The 20,978-nt window shown below is 63.5% G+C and carries 18 protein-coding genes, 1 tRNA gene and 1 pseudogene; 12 read left to right on the top strand and 8 right to left on the bottom strand.

Annotated features, from left to right (window positions below; all coding sequences use genetic code 11):
- Positions 1-45: 45 nt before the first annotated feature.
- Positions 46-750 (top strand): hypothetical protein, encoded by a 705-nt coding sequence (locus ACVWW3_RS28265; protein WP_456647946.1) that lies wholly within the window; start codon positions 46-48, stop codon positions 748-750.
- A gap of 104 nt (positions 751-854) precedes the next feature.
- On the opposite strand, the gene ACVWW3_RS28260 is transcribed toward ACVWW3_RS28265, so the two are convergent.
- From ACVWW3_RS28260 to ACVWW3_RS28235, 6 genes are all read right to left on the bottom strand, one after another.
- The gene (locus ACVWW3_RS28260; protein WP_456647947.1) at positions 855-3,341 is read right to left on the bottom strand and encodes a S8 family peptidase; all 2,487 of its coding nucleotides are present in this window, start codon (positions 3,339-3,341) and stop codon (positions 855-857) included.
- 3 nt (positions 3,342-3,344) lie between these two features.
- The gene (locus ACVWW3_RS28255; RefSeq protein ID WP_456647948.1) at positions 3,345-4,346 is read right to left on the bottom strand and encodes an AAA family ATPase; all 1,002 of its coding nucleotides are present in this window, start codon (positions 4,344-4,346) and stop codon (positions 3,345-3,347) included.
- A 79-nt stretch (positions 4,347-4,425) separates the two neighbouring features.
- Entirely contained in the window at positions 4,426-4,911 is a 486-nt protein-coding gene (locus tag ACVWW3_RS28250; protein ID WP_456647949.1) for a hypothetical protein, read from the bottom strand.
- A 27-nt stretch (positions 4,912-4,938) separates the two neighbouring features.
- Positions 4,939-7,986: a hypothetical protein gene (locus ACVWW3_RS28245; RefSeq protein ID WP_456647950.1), complete on the bottom strand. Its 3,048-nt coding sequence runs from the start codon at positions 7,984-7,986 to the stop codon at positions 4,939-4,941.
- A gap of 94 nt (positions 7,987-8,080) precedes the next feature.
- Positions 8,081-8,893, bottom strand: a complete 813-nt coding sequence (locus tag ACVWW3_RS28240; protein ID WP_456649728.1) for a glycine-rich domain-containing protein — start codon at positions 8,891-8,893, stop codon at positions 8,081-8,083.
- Positions 8,890-9,705: a hypothetical protein gene (locus ACVWW3_RS28235; RefSeq protein WP_456647951.1), complete on the bottom strand. Its 816-nt coding sequence runs from the start codon at positions 9,703-9,705 to the stop codon at positions 8,890-8,892. Before ACVWW3_RS28235 ends, ACVWW3_RS28240 begins: the two co-directional genes overlap by 4 nt.
- A gap of 1,636 nt (positions 9,706-11,341) precedes the next feature.
- On the opposite strand from ACVWW3_RS28235, the gene ACVWW3_RS28230 reads away from it, so the two are divergent.
- On the top strand, positions 11,342-11,491 hold the full coding sequence (locus tag ACVWW3_RS28230) for a hypothetical protein (RefSeq protein WP_456672212.1): 150 nt from the start codon (positions 11,342-11,344) through the stop codon (positions 11,489-11,491).
- A gap of 111 nt (positions 11,492-11,602) precedes the next feature.
- On the opposite strand, the gene ACVWW3_RS28225 is transcribed toward ACVWW3_RS28230, so the two are convergent.
- Positions 11,603-11,677: transfer RNA gene (locus ACVWW3_RS28225), tRNA-Thr, on the bottom strand.
- Positions 11,678-11,993: 316 nt separating this feature from the next.
- Here ACVWW3_RS28225 and ACVWW3_RS28220 point away from each other — a divergent pair.
- The 5 genes from ACVWW3_RS28220 (at position 11,994) to ACVWW3_RS28200 (ending at position 16,132) form a co-directional block, all read left to right on the top strand.
- Positions 11,994-12,194: a hypothetical protein gene (locus tag ACVWW3_RS28220; RefSeq protein ID WP_456647953.1), complete on the top strand. Its 201-nt coding sequence runs from the start codon at positions 11,994-11,996 to the stop codon at positions 12,192-12,194.
- A gap of 55 nt (positions 12,195-12,249) precedes the next feature.
- The gene (locus tag ACVWW3_RS28215; protein ID WP_456647954.1) at positions 12,250-13,956 is read left to right on the top strand and encodes an FAD-dependent oxidoreductase; all 1,707 of its coding nucleotides are present in this window, start codon (positions 12,250-12,252) and stop codon (positions 13,954-13,956) included.
- A 275-nt stretch (positions 13,957-14,231) separates the two neighbouring features.
- The gene (locus tag ACVWW3_RS28210; protein ID WP_456647955.1) at positions 14,232-14,540 is read left to right on the top strand and encodes an EthD family reductase; all 309 of its coding nucleotides are present in this window, start codon (positions 14,232-14,234) and stop codon (positions 14,538-14,540) included.
- Between the two features lie 232 nt (positions 14,541-14,772).
- The gene (locus tag ACVWW3_RS28205; RefSeq protein WP_456672211.1) at positions 14,773-15,288 is read left to right on the top strand and encodes a hypothetical protein; all 516 of its coding nucleotides are present in this window, start codon (positions 14,773-14,775) and stop codon (positions 15,286-15,288) included.
- A gap of 19 nt (positions 15,289-15,307) precedes the next feature.
- Positions 15,308-16,132 (top strand): alpha/beta fold hydrolase, encoded by an 825-nt coding sequence (locus tag ACVWW3_RS28200; RefSeq protein WP_247445263.1) that lies wholly within the window; start codon positions 15,308-15,310, stop codon positions 16,130-16,132.
- 6 nt (positions 16,133-16,138) lie between these two features.
- On the opposite strand, the gene ACVWW3_RS28195 is transcribed toward ACVWW3_RS28200, so the two are convergent.
- Positions 16,139-16,792 carry a TetR/AcrR family transcriptional regulator gene (locus ACVWW3_RS28195; protein ID WP_456647957.1) on the bottom strand — a complete coding sequence of 218 codons (654 nt, stop codon included), beginning with the start codon at positions 16,790-16,792 and terminating at the stop codon, positions 16,139-16,141.
- An 83-nt stretch (positions 16,793-16,875) separates the two neighbouring features.
- Here ACVWW3_RS28195 and ACVWW3_RS28190 point away from each other — a divergent pair, with 83 nt between their 5' ends.
- The 5 genes and pseudogenes from ACVWW3_RS28190 to ACVWW3_RS28170 all read left to right on the top strand — a co-directional run bounded on the left by ACVWW3_RS28190 (position 16,876) and on the right by ACVWW3_RS28170 (position 20,975).
- The gene (locus ACVWW3_RS28190) at positions 16,876-17,814 is read left to right on the top strand and encodes an SDR family oxidoreductase (protein ID WP_456647958.1); all 939 of its coding nucleotides are present in this window, start codon (positions 16,876-16,878) and stop codon (positions 17,812-17,814) included.
- A gap of 26 nt (positions 17,815-17,840) precedes the next feature.
- Positions 17,841-18,500, top strand: coding sequence for an NAD(P)H-binding protein (locus tag ACVWW3_RS28185; RefSeq protein ID WP_247445260.1), 660 nt, complete (start codon positions 17,841-17,843; stop codon positions 18,498-18,500).
- An 81-nt stretch (positions 18,501-18,581) separates the two neighbouring features.
- Positions 18,582-19,019 (top strand): DUF2948 family protein, encoded by a 438-nt coding sequence (locus ACVWW3_RS28180; protein ID WP_247351301.1) that lies wholly within the window; start codon positions 18,582-18,584, stop codon positions 19,017-19,019.
- Positions 19,020-19,184: 165 nt separating this feature from the next.
- A pseudogene (gene hisD, locus ACVWW3_RS28175) lies at positions 19,185-20,481 on the top strand (histidinol dehydrogenase).
- Positions 20,478-20,975, top strand: coding sequence for a UPF0262 family protein (locus ACVWW3_RS28170; RefSeq protein ID WP_247351299.1), 498 nt, complete (start codon positions 20,478-20,480; stop codon positions 20,973-20,975). Before hisD ends, ACVWW3_RS28170 begins: the two are co-directional and overlap by 4 nt.
- The last annotated feature ends 3 nt before the right edge of the window (positions 20,976-20,978 follow it).

Genomic DNA, 20,978 nt, shown 5'->3' with positions numbered 1-20,978 from the left:
GCGGTTGCCGGTGGCTGCTTTTCTCGATCGACAAGAGGGCGACCGATGTCCGAGCCACCGCTCTATCAAGAATACGAGGTGCTCAAGCGCTTGAAGCTGCGAGCATCCGAGCTCTTCGACCTTCTCAACGTCGGCGTCATCGCGCCGGTCGCGCGCCGAAGTTGCGACCCGATGTACTGCGCGGCAACGATCGATGCTCTCGCGACCGGCTATCATCACACGCGCATGGGCTGCGCGATCTGGTGGGACTTCGACTTGGGGCGGCCAAGCTTCCTCCCGGCTCATGCCGAATGGTCTCCGCCAGACGTTCCCTTCTACCCGTTCGAGGATGAGGAGCAGCAAGCCTGGGCTCGCCGGGTCTACAAGCTCAAGAAGGCCTGCGCTCCGGGCCCGTATCCCTACCCCGACCGCCTAGCGCGCTACCGAGGGCGCATGGAGGACAAGGCCACCAAGGCGTTCGAGCGAAAGCACGGCATCAAACGGCTGCGGAAGAGCAGGAAGCTCTCGGTCGGCAGAGGGGTTCTCCGCAGGAACATGAGCCGCGCCGAGCTGCGTGACCTCGTCTGGAGCAAGACTATGATCCGGGCAGGTGCCGAGCTCGGGATCTCAGAGTTTGGGCTCCGGCAGTTGTGCAAGCGGCTCCTGATTCCGCTGCCGACCCGCGGGCACTTCAACCACCAGGATCCGAAGAAGCGGCCGCCGAAGGCTGTGCTGCCGCCGCTCAAAACCATTCCGCGTCGCGCGCAGTAGCTCGGACAAAAATCCCGCCGAGTAGAGCGATCGGCGGGAAAGTCGATTCGCGAACATGACTAGCTTGCGATGCTGCAAGAAGGGCAGAACGAGGTTGAAGCCTTTTAAACCATGATGTCGATCGGAACGGGAACCGGCAGGCCGATGCTTGTGCGGATGGGTGTGTAAATATCTACGTCCGGGTTAAGCACCCGGAGCGTGACGATCAGCGCGTACCGGCTTTTACGATTGCAAATCTCCAATGATGACCGGTGCCGCCACCATCCATTAACCGGTTTTACGCAAAGCGTGTCACGATTGAGCATGTCGATCGCGGGTCCCGTCCATACGTCGCAATGCAAGGAGCCTGCGCTGATGCTGTCTTCACCCAGCATCCAGTTCGGGTCGGTGGGCTCGCTTACGGGTCTTTGACCGTCGTTACGCTCAGCTGGGTTCACGCGCTGGCGGAATCGCGCCACCGACTCGCGGCGGCGTTGATGGTCAAAGCGCAGGCCGTGCGACTGGTAGCGCTGCGCATCCACGTTCGCAGACAAGCCCGGATTGGGCTCGATGAAATACGACAGCGTCACTTTCATCTCCACCCGCTCGTTGTTCAGTCTCTCGAGCATGTCGGGCGGGATCGGTAGCGTGTAATAATGGCACTTGTTGAATTTGCGGCCTCTTCTGATGAAAGGCTGAATTGCCGCCTGCGCAAACAACGCCACCTGGTTGGTCGCCGACGCGAACGCGCGCTCGGAACTGGGCACGCCGTACCCGAAGCGCCGGACCATCGCGTAGCGCGCACGCTTCGACTGCGTCGAGTTCAATTCCTGAAGCATCGCGGGCGTCCATTGCGCACTATGAACCATCATAGCCCGTACGGTCTCCGGCCAATATTCGGGATGCTGCGCCTGAATTTGCGCGGCCATCCTCGCCCCTTGGGCCGCCGCGGCGCTGGTCGCATCGAACGGCACAAGCGGCGCAGCCGCATCGCTGCCCGTCGTCAGCAGTGAGAGCGATCCCATCGACAGGCATTCCGTTTGCGCTGGATTGATCGCGCGGTTTCCCGCTTCGATGACGAGCTCCGGTTTGATCGGTGACACGCCCTGCCGCCACGCGGTACTGGTCCGGCTATGCGGGCTGATCGTCCCCACCGAGGCCATTGCTGTCCAGTCCTCAAAACCCTCGTCGTGGATATCGACGAGGTCGGTACACCCGCCGATCGTCAAAGCATTCCATGCCTGGGCCGGGTCTTCGATCGGGAAATCGTCCTGCGGGAGTAGCCGGGTATAATCCTGCTCGGGGGGTGTATTACCAGCCGACACAACAAAGAGACGTTTGCGGCGATCGGCTTCCTCGATGTCTTGGTCATCCCCGTCGCCTAACATTCGGCCAACGGCAGCCTGATCAATCGCGGCGCTCCAGCTCGACGCGGTTGCGCCGGTCACATCACGGTTTGTAATCGCCATACAGAAAACCCGCCCGCGATCCGGCGCTGTGATTTCCGGCAGAGCCACAGCCGCCTGCGTCAGTACACCATAGCTATGCGGGTCGTTGGCATCGAAGCCGACAGGAGGAAGAATTTTGACCGACTCCACGCGGTGTCGGAGCGCCCGTTCCCCCTCGTCGCCTAGCGCCGCCGTCAGGTCGCCGTGCAGGATCAGCCCGGCCATGCCGGAGCCGTGACCATGGTGATCGTCACGACCCCAACGGTTATCAAGGGCGTGCAAGTCGCCCTCGGCCAGGACAGGCTCGATCAGGGCATGCCCACGATTGACGCCCGTATCGAGCAGGCAGACGGTGGGAACGTCCGCGCCTGGCCACACCACGCGCGCCGCTAGATCGTCCACCCACGCGTGCTGGTCGCCCGCGAATTCGTCTGTGTAGAAGGCTGGATTGTCGCTGGCACGGCGAAGCTCTGCAATCCCGCCAGTGGCAAACAGCATCAGCTCGACCGTTGCTCGCGTCGTAAAGACCGGGATGACGATGATTTCCGGAAACAACAGGCGGCGGTTGGCTCCCGCCATCTGCACGCCAAGGCGCTCGCATACCGTCTCGACCTCGATCGCGCTGTCGCGGTGGCACCACAATCCCCACCAGATGCTATCTTGGGCGTTCAAGGGCAGAGCCTGCGGATCGTCCGTCCAAGCGTTCGCCATCCGGAATTGGCGGAATTCCTCGATTGCTTCGACCTTTGCCTGCCTCGGATTACCCGACGCCAGCAGAGGGCCAAGGTAATCGCCTAAAACCGCTTCGAGCGCCGGCCGTGCATCGTCGGGCACATAGAGCGCGATCGCCCGGCGGTCGTTGCCCGGGTTATACTTGGTTGCACCCGCCCGGATGCCTTCGCCCTTGAGGTTCAAAACTTCGGGGTCGGTGCCTCGCCGCAGCTCCACTTCAATGCGTGTCCCGGTCACCGGCGGCAGCCGATCATCCTGCGGACGGATCTGATCCGCAAGCCCCAGCGCAGCCGTCAATTCGCCTTGCAGGCGTCGGCCATGTGCCTCGCGATCGCGCGCAGGCGGATCGCCGAACGCACCTTCGCCCATGTAATCTTGCTCGGCCGCGAACCGACCAATATCAATGTGCGGAAGATTGTAGCGGGATGGCATTCATTACTTTCTTTCCGAATCCAGAAAGGCCGTACGCATCGCGTGGCGTTCTTGCAGCCGGTCAACAATGTCTTCCGTAGAAATGGATTTGCGCTCATCAAGAATGGCCATCTTCACGGTATCATCGGCAGCCCGCGCTATTTCGGACTGGCTTAAGCCCTCTGCCGCATGAACAATTGTCTTCCACTTGGGCGTGACAAACTTCATCGGCGAAACATTCGCGATAATCAGTTGCTTGATTTGCGCTGAGTCGGGCGCATCGAATTCAAGGACCTGATCGTATCTGCGCAGCAGTGCTCGATCGAGAAGCGAGGGATGGTTCGTCGAGCAGATAATGACGCTATCCGTCGAATTCCCCTCTTCCATAAATTGCAGGAAGGAGTTCAGGACGCGACGCATCTCCGCCACGTCGTTCACCGCCGTGCGCTGGCCGCCAACAGCGTCAAACTCGTCGAAGAGATAGACGCCACGACGTTTGATGGTCTCGTCGAATATCAGACGCAGTTTTGCAGCCGTCTCACCCATGTAGCGAGTAATCAAACCTTCAAGCCGGATGATAAACAGCGGCAGATGCAACTCACCGGCTACTGCTTCCGCGGACATCGTCTTCCCCGATCCGGGAGGACCAACAAACAAAAGCCGGCGGCTGGGTGTCTTGGCGTGCTCACGCAGCCAATCCCTACGACGTTGCTGCCGCAGGATCTCGGCAAATCGCGCAAGCAGGCGATCGTTCAGCACAACATCTTTGAGTTTGTAACGAGCTTCGCGCAGTTCAAGCAGACCCTCAACGCTTCCGCGCGGGCTCGCGAACGGGATCGGAACAGACGCGCCTTTGGATTCGCGCGCACGGGCTTTCTCGATTTCGTGCCGCAGCTCCTCCGCGGTCGTGCGGCGGCCTTGACGCGCTTCAGCGGCAGCTATCTGCAAAGCGATTGAGAAGAATGCGTCGTCGTCGCCTTCGGCGCGACTTCTCAACAGAGCCAGGATAGCCTTAGCGTTCGACACAAAATTGCCTCTTTGAACCAAAGCTTGTATACCAGTTGCCCAACTGCTTCGATAGGGGCGGGACGCTTGCTTGAGAGGCTTACCCCAAGTAGCTTTGCTTCTCGGATGGCGGCGGCGACACGTCCGTCGCCCGCGAAGCCAGTTCGCCCTCCACCTTGTCGATTTCAGCCTGGTTCTGTTCGATGAACGCCGCCAGCTCGTCGCGCGACATCTCGGAGAGCGCCTTCTGCCTAGGGGCCAAGTCCTTCCTGGTGGGAGCGATGTGGCCCGCCCGGTCCAGAACCTTCATGGACAGGTCGGCGCGGACGCGCGCTGAGATGCCCTCGTCCGAGAGCAGCGACTTGGCCACGCGATACGCCAGTGGCGCCCCGACTGCAGCGAGATCGAGTTGGATCGATTCCGAGATCGCGGCAGCGACCGCGGGGAGGCGCAATGTCCTGTAGACCGATTTGGGATGGTAGCCGGCGAGCTTCGCCGCGTCCTCCGGCGGTTTCCCTTCGACCACGATCAGGCGAACGAGCTCGTGTTGCTGGTCATTCAAGTCGCAAGCTACCAACGCGGTCATTCTAGGCTCTCCATCGATTTAGGAATGTCATTCGTTCCCGCTCTCTCGAGAGGCATTCGCTGCGGCGATCAGCCGGCGCAGCGGGACGCTGTTGAAGGTGGCGTTCTGGTTTTTCAGCGGACGCTCGAGCAGATACGCCGCAACGTCGGGGTTGAACCAGGCGGCTTGAACGATCTGGTCGGCGCTCTCCTTATTATTGGGAAGCAGTTCGAGGAGCAACTTGAACCGCTTGATGAGGCCGCCGCCGGCGAGATCGCCCTTAAAGTGGCGAACGGCCAACTGAGCCCAGCCGGGAATGTTGAGCTTTTCGGCCGTGTCGCTGCCAACTGTAGCTCGCTTCTCGGCCTCCTTGAAGTACGACAGGATCTTGTGCGCTTGACGGAGGTTGTTCATCTCCTCAGGCGAAAAGGTCTTCGCCAGCAGCGCTTCGTTGTCTTTGAACTCCCGCGCCAGCCGAGCAAACTGGACCTCGAGCGTTTCCCCTACCTGACGGGTGCCCTGGACCTTGTCCGCGAGAACCTCGGACACGGCCGCCTTCCAGCCGCGCACCGCTTGTGGATCGCTCTTGATGAGCGCGTTGATGTCGTCCAGCTTGGCTCCAGCGTCGTATTTGCCGCCGAGGAGCTTCTGCGCAACGTCGCGCGGATCCTCGCGCAACAGGGTGCCGACCGCCGACCGATCGATCTCAGCTTCGGTAGCCTTGCGGGCGGTACGGGCGGCGTCGAGGTCTGCCCTCGCTTGCGCGGACATCTGTTCTCCACGACGCGCGGCGGCGGCGATGTCATCGAACTCGACCCGAACCGCGGGGAATTGCGCCAACACGTCAGCGTTGTTTCGCGCCCATGCGTTCGCGCGGATCGAGTTGACTGTCCCGTCGGCATTGAGGGCCGACTTGGCGAAATCGGAGCGCAGGTAGTCGCGCACGGCGGCGTGGGCGTCCGGCGCGGCCGGTGAACCCTCGACCGTGCGGCTCAGACTGCCCGCTTTCTCCGGACTCGCCAAGAACCGCCCCGCCGTAGCGCTCGGGGGCGTAGCGCCGCGATTGAGTTCGCCGTCGGCGTTCTGGCCGCCGCGATCGAGCTCGCGGGTGAACCGCGCCGTCTCGTCGTTTCTCTCGGGGCGAAAACGGTCGGCAAAGTGGCCGTAATTGGCGTTGGCTTCTGAGTAGCCGGGCGCGTCCTCAATCGTGCGATTCACCGCACGGCGGAGCGCCGCGAGATTGTCCGCCAAGTCGTAGTTGCCGGAGACTTGCGCGCGCTCGAGAGCGGGGCCAATGAACTTGCGGAGATCGGCTAGATCGCCACCGAGCGCCGTTCCGGGCCCGCCGACATTGACCATTTGCCCGCTTTCCGGTGGATGCTCGACCATCGGCGGACGAAGCGAATTCAGCCGGCGCATGAAGTCCTCCGGCAACACGCCCGGCGCCAGTCCGTTTCCGTTGGCGCGGATCCGATCGATCACGCCAAAGATGTCGTCGGCCGGAAGCTCATCCGCGCGGCCGGCAGCGTTGTCGAACAGCCGGTTCTTCTCGGCGCGCGCCGGGATGTAGGTCCGATCCACAAGGGCCTCGTCCAAGCGGCGGGAGGCGTTCGCCTTTACCTCGCTGTTCGCGACCGCGCCGAACGGCTCTCCTTGGTCGGCCCGGATCCTATCGACGGCCCGGTGCGCGTCTTCCCTTTGCAGAATGTCACTTTCCGCTGCGCCCATTCGCTGTTCACGCGCCTGCGCCGCGCGCCGCATGACCGCGCCAAGGTCGGCCTCCGGGTCTCGCATCGCTTCGACCCGCTCGGCCGCGGCGGTCTTCACATTCTGGTCGCGCTTGACGAAGTCCGGCGCTGACTTGAGGCGCGCGCCCTGCTCCGCAGCAATGAGACCAGGATCGCGCGAGAGCAATCCTGTGGTGGGCATGGCCGAGCTCTGCAACGGCGAGGCGCCTTCCTCTGTCGGCCGCGACAAAGCTGCCGCATTCTCACGGATATCCTGCGCCAGCGCGCGCGGCGCTCCGGGTGCAGCGGTTTGCATCTTCGCAGCGGCGCGATCAACATCCGAGATGCTGTACGGCGCCCTCGTGTTCGGATTGAGCGGGATCGGCGCTGAGGCGGAGCCAAACGATTTGGCTGCAATGTTTCGGATCAGCCCTGCGACGCCTTCCGCAGTGCCTTGGAGGCTGTTCGCCCCGATGGCGCCGACGACGGGCGCAACAGCGTTGGCGATCGCCTTAGGCCAAGTGTCTCCGACAGCAGCGTGCTCGGGGACGTAGTCGTCCGCAGCGTTCACTGCGACGCCGGAGCCCATGCCGCCTATTGTGTCCCCGACGAGAGTTCGCGCCGGCGCCTCGGTGTAGGGCCGGGACATGTGGTCCAGGACACGTCCGACAGCCGTATCGGATCGCGTTGTCGCAGCGGCGACGCTTGGCGCTCGAGCAGCGAGCATTGCGCCGGTACCAAGCGCCTGGGTGCCGAAGCGGTTGACGTTGTAACCGAGTTTCTCGCCCGGAGACATGTCGCTCTCCGGAATCGAGAACGGCCCGGTGGCCTTCTCGACCAGCTTAGACGCAGGGGTGGCCGTTGGAATGTTCGTACCGAGGAGCTTGTTGATGCCGCCTGTGACGAGGTTCTGCGCCCCAGCCGCGAGATCGAATGGCCCGGTGACGATGTCCGTGAGCCCCTTGCCAACGCCTTGGGCGCCAACAGCAAGGCTGTGAAGGGCGCTGGGAGCGGTATTCGGCTTAGGGGTTTCCGGGGAGACGTAGATGCGGCCTTGAGGCGTCATAACGGGGGCGGCCGCGGGTACAGCAGATGCAGGTGCGGCGAAAGGATCATGATCGACGGGAACGAGTCTCGGCGGCTCGGCTGGCTGAGCGAAGGGATCGTGGTCCACCGGCACAAGCTTTGGCTGCGGCGCGGGCGGAGCAACCGTTTGATCGGTTCCGAGCATTGGAAAGGGACGCTCGGAAGATGGCACCGCTTGCAACTGCGTGCGCGGTAGCGAGCTCAGTGCGCGCTGAATGTCTGCCGGCGTGAAGTCGTCGGGGAATTCGTGCTGCTGACCTTCGAAATCGATGATCTGCGGCATCAGCTCACTCCTTGGATTCCAGACTCGCGCAAATACTTGACGTCAGTCTTGAGCGCGCCAAGTGTCTCTGAGACTGGTTCGATCTGGCCGCTCATCAAAACGCAAACGTGCCGCTAGAGCTGAAAGTGTGAATTGTGTTGCCGCCGGAACTTGTGACGGTGCCCCCAGTCGCGACCTGTGCGCCCGGGTAACTGATGAAGACGACACCTTTGCCGCCGCTGCCGCCGTTGAAGGTCCCGCTAGAGCCGCTGCCGCGGCTCGCACCGGCGCCGCCCCCGCCTAAACCGTCCGTGCCGGCCCCGCCATTGCCGCCGCCTGCGGACGCCGAACCGCCACCGCCACTTCCGCCTGTGCCTGACGTCGCGCTCTCGCAACCGCCACCGCCACCGCCACCGTACGTGACGGCCGAGCCGCTGATCGAATTTGAAACACCACTTCCGCCATTACCTGACGCCGCACCGGATGCGCCCGCGCCACCGGCACCACCACCCCCGCCGGATCGCCGCGGCGCTGATACGCTGCCCGCGCCGCCTGCGGTCCCTTGCCCTCCTGTTCCGGACCCGCCCGACGCACCCGCGCCTTCGCCGCCACCGCCGCCGCCAGAGCCACCAGCGACGCCGTTTCCGCCCGTGGTCCCGCCGCCGCCGCCGCCGGTCGCGGTGTGGCCATTGAACGTAGAATCGCCCCCGTTGCCCCCTGCCGCCGCTGTCGTCGCGCCTGCGCCAGCGGCCCCGACCGAGATAGAATAGCTGCGACCTTGGGCGAGAACCTCGGTGCCGGTAAGCACACCGCCACCGCCACCGCCGCCACTGTCAGCGTTTCCGCCGCCACCGCCACCGCCGCCTACCAGAAACCAGGAAATCGCCAACGTTGGCCGCGCGGCCAGGATCTGAAGCAAGGCCGTCATATCAGCCCCGAGCCCGAGATCATCCACTTCGTCGCCGTGATTTTCACCGCAGTCGCCATGCCGTTCGCGGCAAGCGTTCGGCTGCCGGTCGATCCCGAGCCGGCCTGCACAAGCGTGTCAGACGTGATCGCGATCGTGACGGTGTTGATTTCGTTGACGAACGTCAGCGCGGTCCCGATCGGGTAAGCGACGTTCGCGTTGCTGTCGATCGTGAAGATTCGCGCGGTGTTATCAGACGCTGGATGCAAAATGTGCTTCTGCGCGTCGGTAAGGATCGTGGTGTATGCCGCCGACTTGATGACCTGCGGAATACCGCTGAAAGATTGTGCCTGAGTTGCCGATGTTGCAGCGTTCGTGGCTGATGTCGCGGCCCCGGTCGCCGAGGCCGACGCGGCGGTCGCGCTGTTCGAGGCGTTCGTGGCAGACGTCGTGGCCGCTGACGCGCTCGAAGACGCTGCCGTCGCGCTGGAAGACGCTGCCGTCGCATCAGTTGATGCATTCGTGGCCGACGTAGCGGCGGCAACCGCCGAGGCATCGACCGCGTCAATCTGGTCAAGGATCTCCTGGACGGCACTGGCATCGCCCATGCCGGCCTTGATGGCTTCCGAAAGCTGGTCCAGGCCAATCGCGCCGTTCATTACCGCCCCGTCCGAGCGCAATGACTTCTTCAGGAAATCGATCGTCTCGGCCACCGACAAGGCCACCTGGTTCAGATCGGCATGGACCGAAGTGGCTGGCAGTGGCCGCGACGGATTGCCGTTCTGGTACGAAACGTAGTCGTATTGGCGCGTGTATTTGGTGGGATAGGACATCTGCCGCCGACGGGGTGAGAGGAAGAGCGCGGTATTGCGCGGTGGGTGCCGTCGGCGAAGCGGCGTTGCGTCCGTGGGATGAAGTGTAACTCAGAAACTGTTTTTGAAAAGTGAAAGGTTGTCGCGTCGCGCGAGCGTGCGCTTAAGCTTTGAGCACCTCAGTTCGACCGCGCCGGCCGCGCGCCTTCCCGTTCGAACGCCCAGCGAGCCGCTTCTTTTCCGAGGTCGAACGGCCAGAGCGCGGCGTTGAATGCAACAACCATTCCGCACGATGGGGCTTCTGAGTTGGGAAACACAGAGCAACCAAAGCGCTTCGTGAAAAACTGGAAGGAGCCAACCACTCCACCTGCATAGGCAAGCACTAACATTGTCGCGGCGATCCAACGGCCGTGAGACGGCCGCTTTCTGTGATGAACAATCGCGGATGTGGTTAGCGGCAACGGTGAGTATGTTGGTACTGGTGTCCTCGTTTCGTGGCGATGGTCCCACGATTCATCCTGCTGTGCGAGGCGCGCGGCTAGGACGGCAACACTCCGGCGCGCATCGACGCGCGCTTGATTCCACGCCCACAGTGTTACGAGACCAAGTCCAATCGCGAATAGCGCTGCCTGCCACCACATGGCGTGAGGCCTCCGGCTTAAATGGCTCTTTCAAAAACACCCTGAACTTCTCAAAAAACTGAAATTTAGTCGAGCGGCTTTGCGGACTTTGGACGCAAAGCCGAGGCCTCCCCCCTAGGGGTGGGAAGCGGGTCCCGGGGCGGCACCGGCCGGGATCGAGGCGTCCGCATGCCGGTGCGCGTAAGCAGCGCTAGCCCCTCATCGATCGTGTCAGCCAACCGCCGCATCATGACGCGGCCTTCCGCCGTCAAGCGATCGCCTTGCTCAAGCGCGGCCTGGCGCGATCGCTCGAGGTTGCGCTTTGCCCGCACGCCTTGGGCTGTGAGAGCAGGGCACGTCTCGAGCTCTGCTATTGCGCCGTCATACTGCGCATCAGTGCGCGCGGCCGTGACGCGATTGAGCGCGATCACTGCGGGATCTTTTGAAGGCGAGACTCGCTTTTTCTTCATGTGCGCTCCTCCGGGGCGCAACGAGTCTAGCTAAGTTACTGACGTTGCTCAAATGTTGGAGTCATAAAAGTGCCTGCGGCACAGCCGTTTCTTGTATTGGTTTGCTAGGTTTATAAACCCGACACACGCGAGCAAATCGCTAAATGCGCTAAAACATCAACGCTCAAGATGTCGAGTTTTCGTATTAGACTTTTCCAGACAAAATATTTGTTGCTAACTTTTCGAACGAGCGCATCCTGATCGCGGGTCGAAAGCCCAAACATCAGCCGATAGCCAATCCGGTCAGCGGCGATCACAAACTTGTCCAGGGGCCGCGCGCGTATGTCCAAGGCGCACGCCCAAAGGTGCGCGGGGCCGTCTGATGTCGGTCATTTCGCCCCTGGACTGTCATTTTGCTCGAAAGGCAAAACATCATGAACGCTTCGCTTGCTCTCCGCTCTGCCGCCACCCCTTGCGAAACTGAAATCGGCCGTGCGCTTGCGCGTAGGAAGGTCGACCTGCTCTTGAGCAGTTGATGGGCCGTACGCCCTGATTCAGTGTCAGGTGAGCTCGGCAGTCGCCGCTGCGATGCTTGCCCCTCTCAAGGGTAAGGCAGCGGGCCAATTCCGCGCCTTGTCGGGCAACCTCGTTGAGATCGACGCCGCAGTGACCTTGGCGGTCGCGATGAAGATGCTCAAGGCGAAAGATGAGATGGAAGCTGGCTTGCAGCTGCACTGATCGTCACGCGAGCGCATCGGTGAGCGGATCGTCGCCGCTCACCGTGCTTCCGCGGTGCTTCCGGGGGGCTCGGACCTACGAGCACGAATGATGCTAAGTGATTGATTAGAATGGTGCTGCCAGACAGGATTGAACTGTCGACCTCTCCATTACCAATGGAGTGCTCTACCACTGAGCTACGGCAGCATGTGCTGGGATCAAGAATCGGCCGCCACGAGGGGCCTACCAAGCGGGCCGATATCTGCCACATGCCCCCCTCCTGTGCAAGCTTGCAGGTCGCGCCAAAACGATAAAAGCAGGTCGATATCGGGGCCAAAATGCTTGTTTTGGCTCGAAACGGTCGACTTTCTGCGGATTCGGTTCCGATGTCCCCACCCAACTGGCCAGTTGCCCGATGTGCCGGATTCGATCCATTTCGATTTTCGCACGATCGGATCGCGCGGGCCTCTTGAGCTGCCTTATTCCTCGGGCATGTTATCGCCGATCGCTGTAATGGACCCCGATGGCTGACGAGAACGACAAGAGCGAGCGGCAGGATTCGAGACAGGCGAGGGCGTCCCGCGACGACCGGCTGAAATCGGCGCTGCGCGAAAACCTGAAGCGGCGGAAGGTGCAGGCGCGCGAACGCGCCGCAAGCACCGAGCCCTCGCAGAATGAAGATGATTCCCTAGATGAGGGGACCGCCGGCAAGACCGGCAGCTAGAATCCGACGGTTGAAACCCGGCGGACAAAATTTTTTGGAGTGCATGGACGTGGCAATGGGGCAGGACGAATCGCAACGACCCGACGGTGACGCGCAGATGTCGCGGTTCACCCGCCCTGAACAGACCTTTCCGGCGCTGACATCAGCCGAGATCGAGCGTGTCAGGCAGTTCGGCGAGGTCCGCCTCTATGCCGATGGGGAATTCCTGTTCGAGACCGGCAAGCCCGGGCCGGGCATGTTCGTCGTGCTGAAGGGCCACGTCGCCATCACCCAGCGCGACGGCCTTGGTCACGTCACCCCGTTGATCGACCAGGGGCCGGGGCAATTCCTGGCCGAGCTCAGCCAGCTCTCGGGCCGGCCGGCGCTGGTCGACGGCCGCGCCGAAGGCGATGTCGAGACGCTGTTGTTGCCGCCGGAGCGGCTGCGCGCGCTGCTGGTCGCAGAGGCCGAGCTCGGCGAGCGCATCATGCGCGCCCTGATCCTGCGCCGGGTCAATCTGCTCCAGGGCGGTGTCGGCGGCGTCGTGCTGATCGGTCCCTCGCATTCGTCAGGCGTGGTGCGCTTGCAGGGCTTCCTCACCCGCAACGGCCAGCCGCATCATCTGCTCGATCCCGACCGCGATCGCGACGCCGCCGACGTCATCGCGCGTTATTCGCCCAAGCCGGAAGATTGGCCGCTGGTCGTCACCCCCGATGGTGCGGTGCTGCGCAACCCCGGCGAAACCGAGCTTGCGCGCGCGATCGGCATGATCGGCGGCCCGCGCAACGACCGCATCTACGACGTCGCGATCGTCGGCTCCGGTCCGGCCGGGCTCGCCACCGCCGTGTATGCCGCGTCCGAAGGCCTCTCGGTCGCCGTGCTCGACACCCGCGCCTTCGGCGGCCAGGCCGGCGCCAGCGCGCGCATTGAAAACTATCTCGGCTTTCCGACCGGAATTTCCGGCATGGCCCTGACCGCGCGCGCCTTCAACCAGGCGCAAAAATTCGGCGCGGAGATCATGATCCCGGTAACGGTGAAGTCGCTCGACTGCACGCGCAAGGATGGCGCGTTTTCGGTGGCGCTTGACGGCTGCGACCCCCTGCATTCGCGCGCGGTCGTTGTCGCAAGCGGCGCGCGCTATCGCCGGCCCGAGATTGAGAATCTCGACAAGTTCGAAGGCCGCGGCGTCTGGTATTGGGCGTCCCCGGTCGAAGCGAAGCTGTGCGCCGGCGAGGAAGTGGCGCTGGTCGGTGCCGGCAATTCGGCGGGGCAGGCCGCCGTGTTCCTGTCGGGGCATGCCAAGCGCGTGCTGATGATCATTCGGGGCGGCGGCCTGGGCGCCAGCATGTCGCGCTATCTCATCGAGCGCATCGAAGCGACGCCGAACATCGAATTGATGTTCAACACCGAGATCACGGCGCTCGAAGGTGACGAGGCCTCGCTGCTGCGTCGCATCCGCTGGAAGAGCCGGCTCTCGACCGACGAGGATTTTGCGGACGTCCGCAATCTGTTTTTGTTCGTTGGCGCCGATCCCGCCACCAACTGGCTCGACGGTTGCGGCGTGACGCTCGATCGCGGCGGCTTCGTCGTGACCGGCGCGCAGTCCGAGCAGAACCAGGGCCGGCTGGTCGCGCCGCTGGAGACTTCCGTGCCCGGCGTCTACGCCGTCGGCGATGTTCGCTCCGGCTCTGTCAAGCGCGTCGGCGGCGCCATCGGCGAGGGCGCGCAAGTCGTGGCCTCCCTGCACGGCTTCCTCGGTGACGCCGCAAAGCCGGCGCTTTAGAGCACGAACCGGAAAAGTGTGCAGCGGTTTTCCGAAAAGATCGTGCTCAAACAATGAGTCAAGTAGAAGACAAGCAGATGGCAAGGCGAATGTGACTTGCCATTGTGCCGTGTCATACGTGACTATCCCCTCATCCTGAGGAGCCGCGACAGCGGCGTCTCGAAGGATCGAGGCCCAGCTGCCAAAGCCGGGCCTGCATGGTTCGAGACGTGTGCTTCGCACGCTCCTCACCATGGAGAGGATCTACAAACAAAACGCTTAATGGGAGGAACTAAATGGCTGAAATCGTCGTGCTGTACAAAACGCCCACGGATCCTGCGGCCTTCGACAAATATTATGCCGAGACCCACATTCCGCTCGCCAAGAAACTTCCAGGCCTGAAGAAGTACGCCATCAGCAAGGGGCCGGTCGGCTCCCCCGCCGGACCGTCCGGAATCCATCTGGTCGCCATTCTCACCTTCGACAGCGCGGCCGACATCCAGGCGGCATTCGCCAGCCCGGAAGGCAAGGCGACCGGCGCTGACGTGCCGAAATTCGCCAGCGGCGGCGCCGACCTGCTGATCTTCGACACCAAGGAAGTGTGAGTTCGTCTTGCATCGGCCCGCCGATGGCGGGCCGATGTTGCGACGTTCGATTCAACTTTCCTCGAAAACCTGCCGTCGTTTGTGACAGCGGTGCAAAAAAATAAAGCATGCGTTTGTCGATTCGCACGACGGTGCATGGGTGCACGCGCATATGTGACACCGGCGCAGGTGGCAATTCGATGAGGACCGTAATACTATCTTTCCGATCTCAATGCGGAGACGAGTAGGAGAGATGTCATGGTTCTTTGGGTTGAGCTTGCCCGCCTTCACGATGGTGCATGTCATCATCAGCCTAATCGGCATCGCAGCCGGCCTCGTCGTGATGTTCGGCCTGCTCGGCTCGAAGCCGATGCCGGGCCTCACCGCGATCTTCCTGCTGTTCACGATCCTCACCAGCGCCACCGGCTTCCTGTTTCCGTTCAAGGAGCTGCTGCCGTCGCACATCATCGGCATCATTTCGCTGGTGCTGCTCGCGATCGCCTGCATCGCGCTGTACGGCATGAAGCTCGCGGGCGTCTGGCGTCCGGTCTACATCGTGACCGCGATGATCTCGCTGTATTTCAACGTCTTCGTGCTGGTGATCCAGTCGTTCCTCAAGGTGCCGGCGCTTGCCGCGCTCGCGCCCGCAGTGGCGCCGGCGCCGCCGGGAGGCCCGGTGTTCGCCGTGGTGCAGGGCATCGTGCTGGTGTTCTTCGTGGTGCTCACCGTCGGTGCCTGGCGCCGCTACAAGCCGATGGCGTTCGTCTGATCGTTCAAGGAGCCTAGCAATGCCTACCATCACCACCAAGGACGGCGTCGATATCTTCTACAAGGATTGGGGAAGTGGCCAGCCGATCGTGTTCAGCCATGGCTGGCCGCTATCGGCCGACGATTGGGACACGCAAATGTTGTTCTTCGTCGCGCGCGGCTACCGCGTCATCGCCCATGACCGCCGCGGCCACGGCCGTTCGTCGCAGGTCTCCGACGGCCACGACATGGATCACTATGCCGACGATCTCGCGGCGGTGACGGCGCATCTCGACCTGAAGAATGCGATCCACGTCGGCCACTCCACCGGCGGCGGCGAAGTCGTGCATTACATCGCGCGCCACGGCGAGAGCCGGGTGGCGAAGGCTGCAATCCTCTCCGCCGTGCCGCCGTTGATGGTGCAGACCGCGGCCAATCCCGGCGGCCTGCCGAAGAGCGTATTCGACGGTCTCCAGGCGCAACTCGCCGCCAGCCGCACGCAATTCTATCGCGATCTCCCCGCCGGCCCATTCTACGGCTACAATCGTCCCGGCGCAAAACCGTCGGAAGCGGTGATCCATAACTGGTGGCGCCAGGGCATGATGGGCGGCGCGAAGGCGCATTACGACGGGATCGTCGCGTTCTCGCAGACCGACTTCACCGAGGATCTGAAGAAGATCAACGTGCCGGTGCTGGTGATGCACGGCGACGACGACCAGATTGTGCCTTACGCCGATTCCGCGCCGCTGTCGGCCAAGCTGTTGAAGAACGGCACGCTGAAGACCTACAAGGGTTTTCCGCACGGCATGCCGACCACGCATGCCGAGACCATCAACGCGGACCTGCTGGCGTTCTTCAAGGGGTGAGCGGCCTCACTCCAATATCGCCCTGATCGCATCGAACGTGCGCTTGACGAAAGCTTCCGGCTTCTCCCGCGCACCTTCGCCGATCCAGCTCTCGCCGCCGACGCGCATCGCGCCGGTGGCGATCATGGCGACGAGCCGCGCGTTCAGCTTGTCCGATTTGGTTCTGGCGCGCTGTGAAAGCCCCTCGGCCAGGGCGCGCTCGAGCTTCTCGTATTTGAGCTGGTCGCGTGCCCGAAGCGCGGGATTGTCGCGCTTGAGCCGCGACATTGCCGCCGCTTCGGCCGGGTCGATCCGCTTGACCGCCGCCGCGATCGCATTCTCCGCCGCGGTCAGCATGGATTCGCCCGCAGGCCGCCCGACGACCTCCGCGACCAGCGCGGCGGCTGCGCCCTCCTGCCAGGCGGTCACCACGTCCTCCTTCGAGGCGAAATAATGGAAGAAGCTGCGTCGCGACACGCCCGCCGCGGCCGCGATGTCGTCGATGGTCGTGGCCTCGAAGCCGCGCTCCAGGAACAGCGCCATGGCCGCGCGGGCCAGTCGCTCGCGGGTCGCCTGCAGCTTGCGCTCGCGCAGGCCGGGGCCATCGGGGGATTTTACCCCTGCCGGCAACGGCTTGGCGCGCTTGTCGGCCGATTTCCTGGCGACCTTCGAAATCTTCAAATCATTTCACCTCTTGCAAACTTGCACCCAGTGCACATTTAGACCCGTCGCGGGCCTTTTCCCAGCCCCGATGGAGCTATGGCATGACCGACTGGACCACGGCAGACATCCCCTCTCTCAGCGGCAAGACCGCCGTCGTGACCGGGGCGACGGGCGGCCTCGGCTACGAGACGGCGCTGGCGCTGGCGGGCGCCGGTGCCATTGTCATACTCACCGGGCGCAACGACGCAAAGGGCCTGCGCGCGATCGAGGGCATTTGCGAGCGCTTTCCCAATGCGCTGATCGCCTACGAGCATCTCGACCTCGCCAGCCTCGCGTCCGTGGCCGATTTTACCAGGCGCTTCGCCGCCAGCAACGAGCAGCTCGACCTTCTCGTCAACAATGCCGGTGTGATGGCGCTGCCGAAGCGGCAGCAGACGGCGGATGGTTTCGAGATGCAGCTCGGCACCAACTATCTCGGCCATTACGCGCTGACGGCGCGGCTGTTGCCGCAGCTTCGCCGGGCGAAGGCGGCGCGCGTCGTCAATCTCTCGAGCCTTGCGCACCGCTCCGGCGCGATCAATTTTGACGATCTGCAAAGCAGGCACTCCTATCGTCCGTGGCGGGCCTATTGCCAGTCCAAGCTGGCGATGCTGATGTTTTCGCTGGAGTTGCAGCGCCGCAGCCTCGCCGCCGGCTGGGGCCTGACGAGCCTTGCCGCACATCCCGGCTACGCGCGGACCGATCTCATTCCGAACGGGCCGGGTGCGAACACGTTCCAGTCGCGTGTGAGCCGGTGGCTGCAGCCCTTCATCAGCCAGTCTGCCGCGGAAGGCGCGCTGCCGACCTTGTTGGCCGCGACCTCGCCGGCAGCTGAGCCGGGCGGCTATTACGGTCCGAACTGGTTCTACGAATTGAAGGGACCACCCAGGCCGGCGAAGATCATGCCGCAGGCAAAGGATTTTGCCTCGGCAGCCATGCTGTGGGATGTCTCGGCGACGTTGACCAATATATCCTTCGACGAGATCGTAGCCGCCGCATGAGCCGCGACGCTGTAGGAAACGTCCCGATGCAGATCATCATCTTCGGCGCGACCGGCATGGTCGGGCAGGGCGTTTTGCGCGAATGCCTGGTCGATGCCGGCATCGACCGCGTGGTTGCGATCGGCCGTAGCCCGACCGGCGTGCACAATGCCAAGCTCACCGAGATCACACACGGCGATTTCACGGATTATTCGGCGATCGAAACGCAACTGACCGGCTTCGACGCCTGCTTCTTCTGCCTCGGAGTCTCTTCGATCGGCATGAGCGAGGAGCGCTATCGTCATCTCACCTACGACCTCACGCTCGCGGCGGCGACGACGCTGGCACAGCTCAATCCGCAGATGATTTTCACTTACGTCACAGGCGCCGGCACCGATTCCACCGAGCAGGGTTCGCGAATGTGGGCGCGTATCAAGGGCAAGACCGAGAACGATCTGCTCAAGCTGCCGTTCAAGGCGGCCTACATGTTCCGGCCCGGCGCGATCCAGCCCCTGCACGGTGCCCGCTCCAAGACCGCGTGGGTGCAGGCGGTGTATACCGTAACCTGGCCACTCTGGTCGGTGCTGCGCCGGCTCTCGCCGCGGCTCGTCACCTCGACCGAGCAGATGGGCCGCGCCATGATCCGGGTTGCCCGGGAGGGGTATCCGCGCAAGGTGCTGGAGATGGAGGATATCAATAGCCTCTAGTCCGGTGGAGCGTTAGTTCCAGGGAAATTTTGGCGCCCGCGCGCGTTGAGCCCTGTCCGCCCGAAGGAGAAAGCGCCGGCGATGTCTCCCCAGCTCAAATTGATCGCGCTCGACGCCGACGACCTCGCCGTGATCTCGGCCCACGTCCAGGATGCCCGCGTGCAGCCTTCGGACATCATCTGGCGGCAAAGCGAAAAGCGGCTGGTGGTCGGCATGAGCCGGTTGGACTGGGAGCAGATGCTGGACGGCGAGGCCGAGCCGCGCAGGCTGATCGCCGCCCTGCGTTTCGACCGCGTGCTCGCCTGCAAGTCGCGCAACATCGACCTCGCCGCGGCGGACATGATTCTGGACCTCATCGGCATCGAATTTCACGGCCAGGACGCCCCCGGCGGCAGCGCGTTGCTCCTGTTTGCCCAAGGCGGCGCCATCCGCCTCGACGTCGAATGCCTGGAATGCGAGCTGACCGATCTGGGGGCGGATGAGCTAGGGACGGGGCTGGAGGTTGACGGCGAGGGGTGAGGTGGTCGGTATACCAGCCAAATCCGCTGAGGCCCGCGCCGGAACGCCGCCTTCCAAGGGTTGAGCCAAGGGTTGAGCCAAGGGTTGACGCAGCTTTCCCGCCGCGCCATTGAGCAGGGGCCCGGTGAGCCAAACCGCGCCCCCAAAAACCAGTTAGAAGCCAAGATGCCCGTTCGTCTCGACCGCAGCAGCGCCGATTTTGACCAGCGATTCGTGGCCTTCCTCGCCGCAAAGCGCGAGGCCTCGGCCGACGTCGAGGCTGCCGCCGCGTGCCATCGTCGACGACGTGGCCAAGCGTGGCGACGCGGCCCTGCTCGAGGCGACGGCGAAGTTCGACCGGCTGACGCTGGATGCATCCGGCCTGCGCGTCACCGCCGCCGAGATCGAGGCCGCGGTGAAAGCCTGCGATGCCGCGACGCTGGACGCGCTCAAGCTCGCGCGCGACCGCATCGAGACCTATCACAGTCGCCAGCTTCCGAAGGACGAGCGTTTCACCGATCCGCTCGGCGTCGAGCTCGGCTGGCGCTACACCGCGATCGAATCCGCCGGCCTCTACGTGCCCGGCGGCACCGCGGCCTATCCCTCCTCAGTGCTGATGAATGCGGTGCCGGCAAAGGTCGCCGGCGTGGCGCGTCTCGTCATGGTGGTGCCCTCGCCCGACGGCAAGCTCAATCCGCTGGTGCTGGCGGCAGCAAAGCTCGGCGGCGTCAGCGAGATCTACCGCGTCGGCGGCGCGCAGGCCGTGGCCGCGCTCGCGCATGGCACCGCGACGATCGCGCCGGTCGCAAAAATCGTCGGTCCCGGCAACGCCTATGTCGCCGCGGCAAAACGGCTGGTGTTCGGCAAGGTCGGCATCGATATGATCGCCGGTCCCTCCGAGGTGCTTGTCATCGCAGACGACACCGGCAATGCCGACTGGATCGCTGCCGATCTGCTGGCACAGGCCGAGCACGATGCCAGCGCCCAGTCGATCCTGATCACCGATTCCGCGCGTCTTGCCGCCGATGTCGAGAAGGCGGTCGAGGCGCAGTTGAAGACGCTGCCGCGTGCCGCGATCGCCAGCGCCTCGTGGGCCGATTTCGGTGCCATCATCATGGTGAAGAATCTCAACGCCGCCATTCCGCTTGCGGACGCCATTGCCGCCGAGCATCTCGAGATCATGACGCAAGATCCCGACGCGCTCGCTGCAAAGATCCGCAATGCCGGCGCAGTGTTCCTCGGCGCGCATACGCCGGAGGCGATCGGCGACTATGTCGGCGGCTCCAACCATGTGCTGCCAACGGCGCGCTCGGCGCGATTTTCTTCGGGCCTCTCGGTGCACGATTTCCTCAAGCGCACTTCGATCCTGAAATGCGGCCCGGATCAGCTGCGTGCGCTGGGTCCGGCTGCGATGATTCTCGGTAAGGCGGAAGGGCTAGATGCCCATTCGCGCTCGATCGGATTGCGCCTCAATTTGTCATGACCCAGCCGCCCGAACAGGACGACTCGCAAAATCGCATCGTCGGCGTCACGCTCGACGAGGACTCGATCGGCCGTTCCGGGCCCGACATCGAGCATGAGCGCGCGATCGCGATCTACGATCTGATCGAGCAGAACCTGTTCGCCCCCGAGGGCGCCGACGGGAAGGGGCCGTTCACGCTGCATATCGGCATCACCGGCAGCCGGTTGATGTTCGACATCCGCCGCGAGGACGGCACGCCCGTGGTCGCCCATCTGTTGTCGCTGACGCCGTTCCGCCGGATCGTGAAGGACTATTTCATGATTTGCGACAGCTACTACCAGGCGATCCGCACCGCGACCCCGGACAAGATCGAGGCCATCGACATGGGCCGCCGCGGCATCCATGACGAGGGATCGCGTACGCTGCAGGAGCGCTTGAAGGGCAAGGTGCGGATCGATTTCGAAACCTCGCGCCGGCTGTTCACGCTCATTACTGTTCTGCACTGGAAGGGCTAGGCG

Source organism: Bradyrhizobium sp. LM2.9, from assembly GCF_054056555.1.
The sequence above is the reverse complement of the archived record's forward strand: the minus strand, read 5'-3'. Positions and strand labels throughout refer to the sequence as shown.

Bases quoted from the DNA above. Each gene is read 5' to 3' on its own strand.
- ACVWW3_RS28265 (WP_456647946.1), top strand. From the start codon at position 46: ATGTCCGAGCCACCGCTCTATCAAGAATACGAGGTGCTCAAGCGCTTG.
- ACVWW3_RS28260 (WP_456647947.1), bottom strand. From the start codon at position 3,341: ATGCCATCCCGCTACAATCTTCCGCACATTGATATTGGTCGGTTCGCG.
- ACVWW3_RS28250 (WP_456647949.1), bottom strand. From the start codon at position 4,911: ATGACCGCGTTGGTAGCTTGCGACTTGAATGACCAGCAACACGAGCTC.
- ACVWW3_RS28245 (WP_456647950.1), bottom strand. From the start codon at position 7,986: ATGCCGCAGATCATCGATTTCGAAGGTCAGCAGCACGAATTCCCCGAC.
- ACVWW3_RS28240 (WP_456649728.1), bottom strand. From the start codon at position 8,893: ATGACGGCCTTGCTTCAGATCCTGGCCGCGCGGCCAACGTTGGCGATT.
- ACVWW3_RS28235 (WP_456647951.1), bottom strand. From the start codon at position 9,705: ATGTCCTATCCCACCAAATACACGCGCCAATACGACTACGTTTCGTAC.
- ACVWW3_RS28230 (WP_456672212.1), top strand. From the start codon at position 11,342: ATGCTTGCCCCTCTCAAGGGTAAGGCAGCGGGCCAATTCCGCGCCTTG.
- ACVWW3_RS28220 (WP_456647953.1), top strand. From the start codon at position 11,994: ATGGCTGACGAGAACGACAAGAGCGAGCGGCAGGATTCGAGACAGGCG.
- ACVWW3_RS28215 (WP_456647954.1), top strand. From the start codon at position 12,250: ATGGGGCAGGACGAATCGCAACGACCCGACGGTGACGCGCAGATGTCG.
- ACVWW3_RS28210 (WP_456647955.1), top strand. From the start codon at position 14,232: ATGGCTGAAATCGTCGTGCTGTACAAAACGCCCACGGATCCTGCGGCC.
- ACVWW3_RS28205 (WP_456672211.1), top strand. From the start codon at position 14,773: ATGTCATGGTTCTTTGGGTTGAGCTTGCCCGCCTTCACGATGGTGCAT.
- ACVWW3_RS28200 (WP_247445263.1), top strand. From the start codon at position 15,308: ATGCCTACCATCACCACCAAGGACGGCGTCGATATCTTCTACAAGGAT.
- ACVWW3_RS28190 (WP_456647958.1), top strand. From the start codon at position 16,876: ATGACCGACTGGACCACGGCAGACATCCCCTCTCTCAGCGGCAAGACC.
- ACVWW3_RS28185 (WP_247445260.1), top strand. From the start codon at position 17,841: ATGCAGATCATCATCTTCGGCGCGACCGGCATGGTCGGGCAGGGCGTT.
- ACVWW3_RS28180 (WP_247351301.1), top strand. From the start codon at position 18,582: ATGTCTCCCCAGCTCAAATTGATCGCGCTCGACGCCGACGACCTCGCC.
- ACVWW3_RS28170 (WP_247351299.1), top strand. From the start codon at position 20,478: ATGACCCAGCCGCCCGAACAGGACGACTCGCAAAATCGCATCGTCGGC.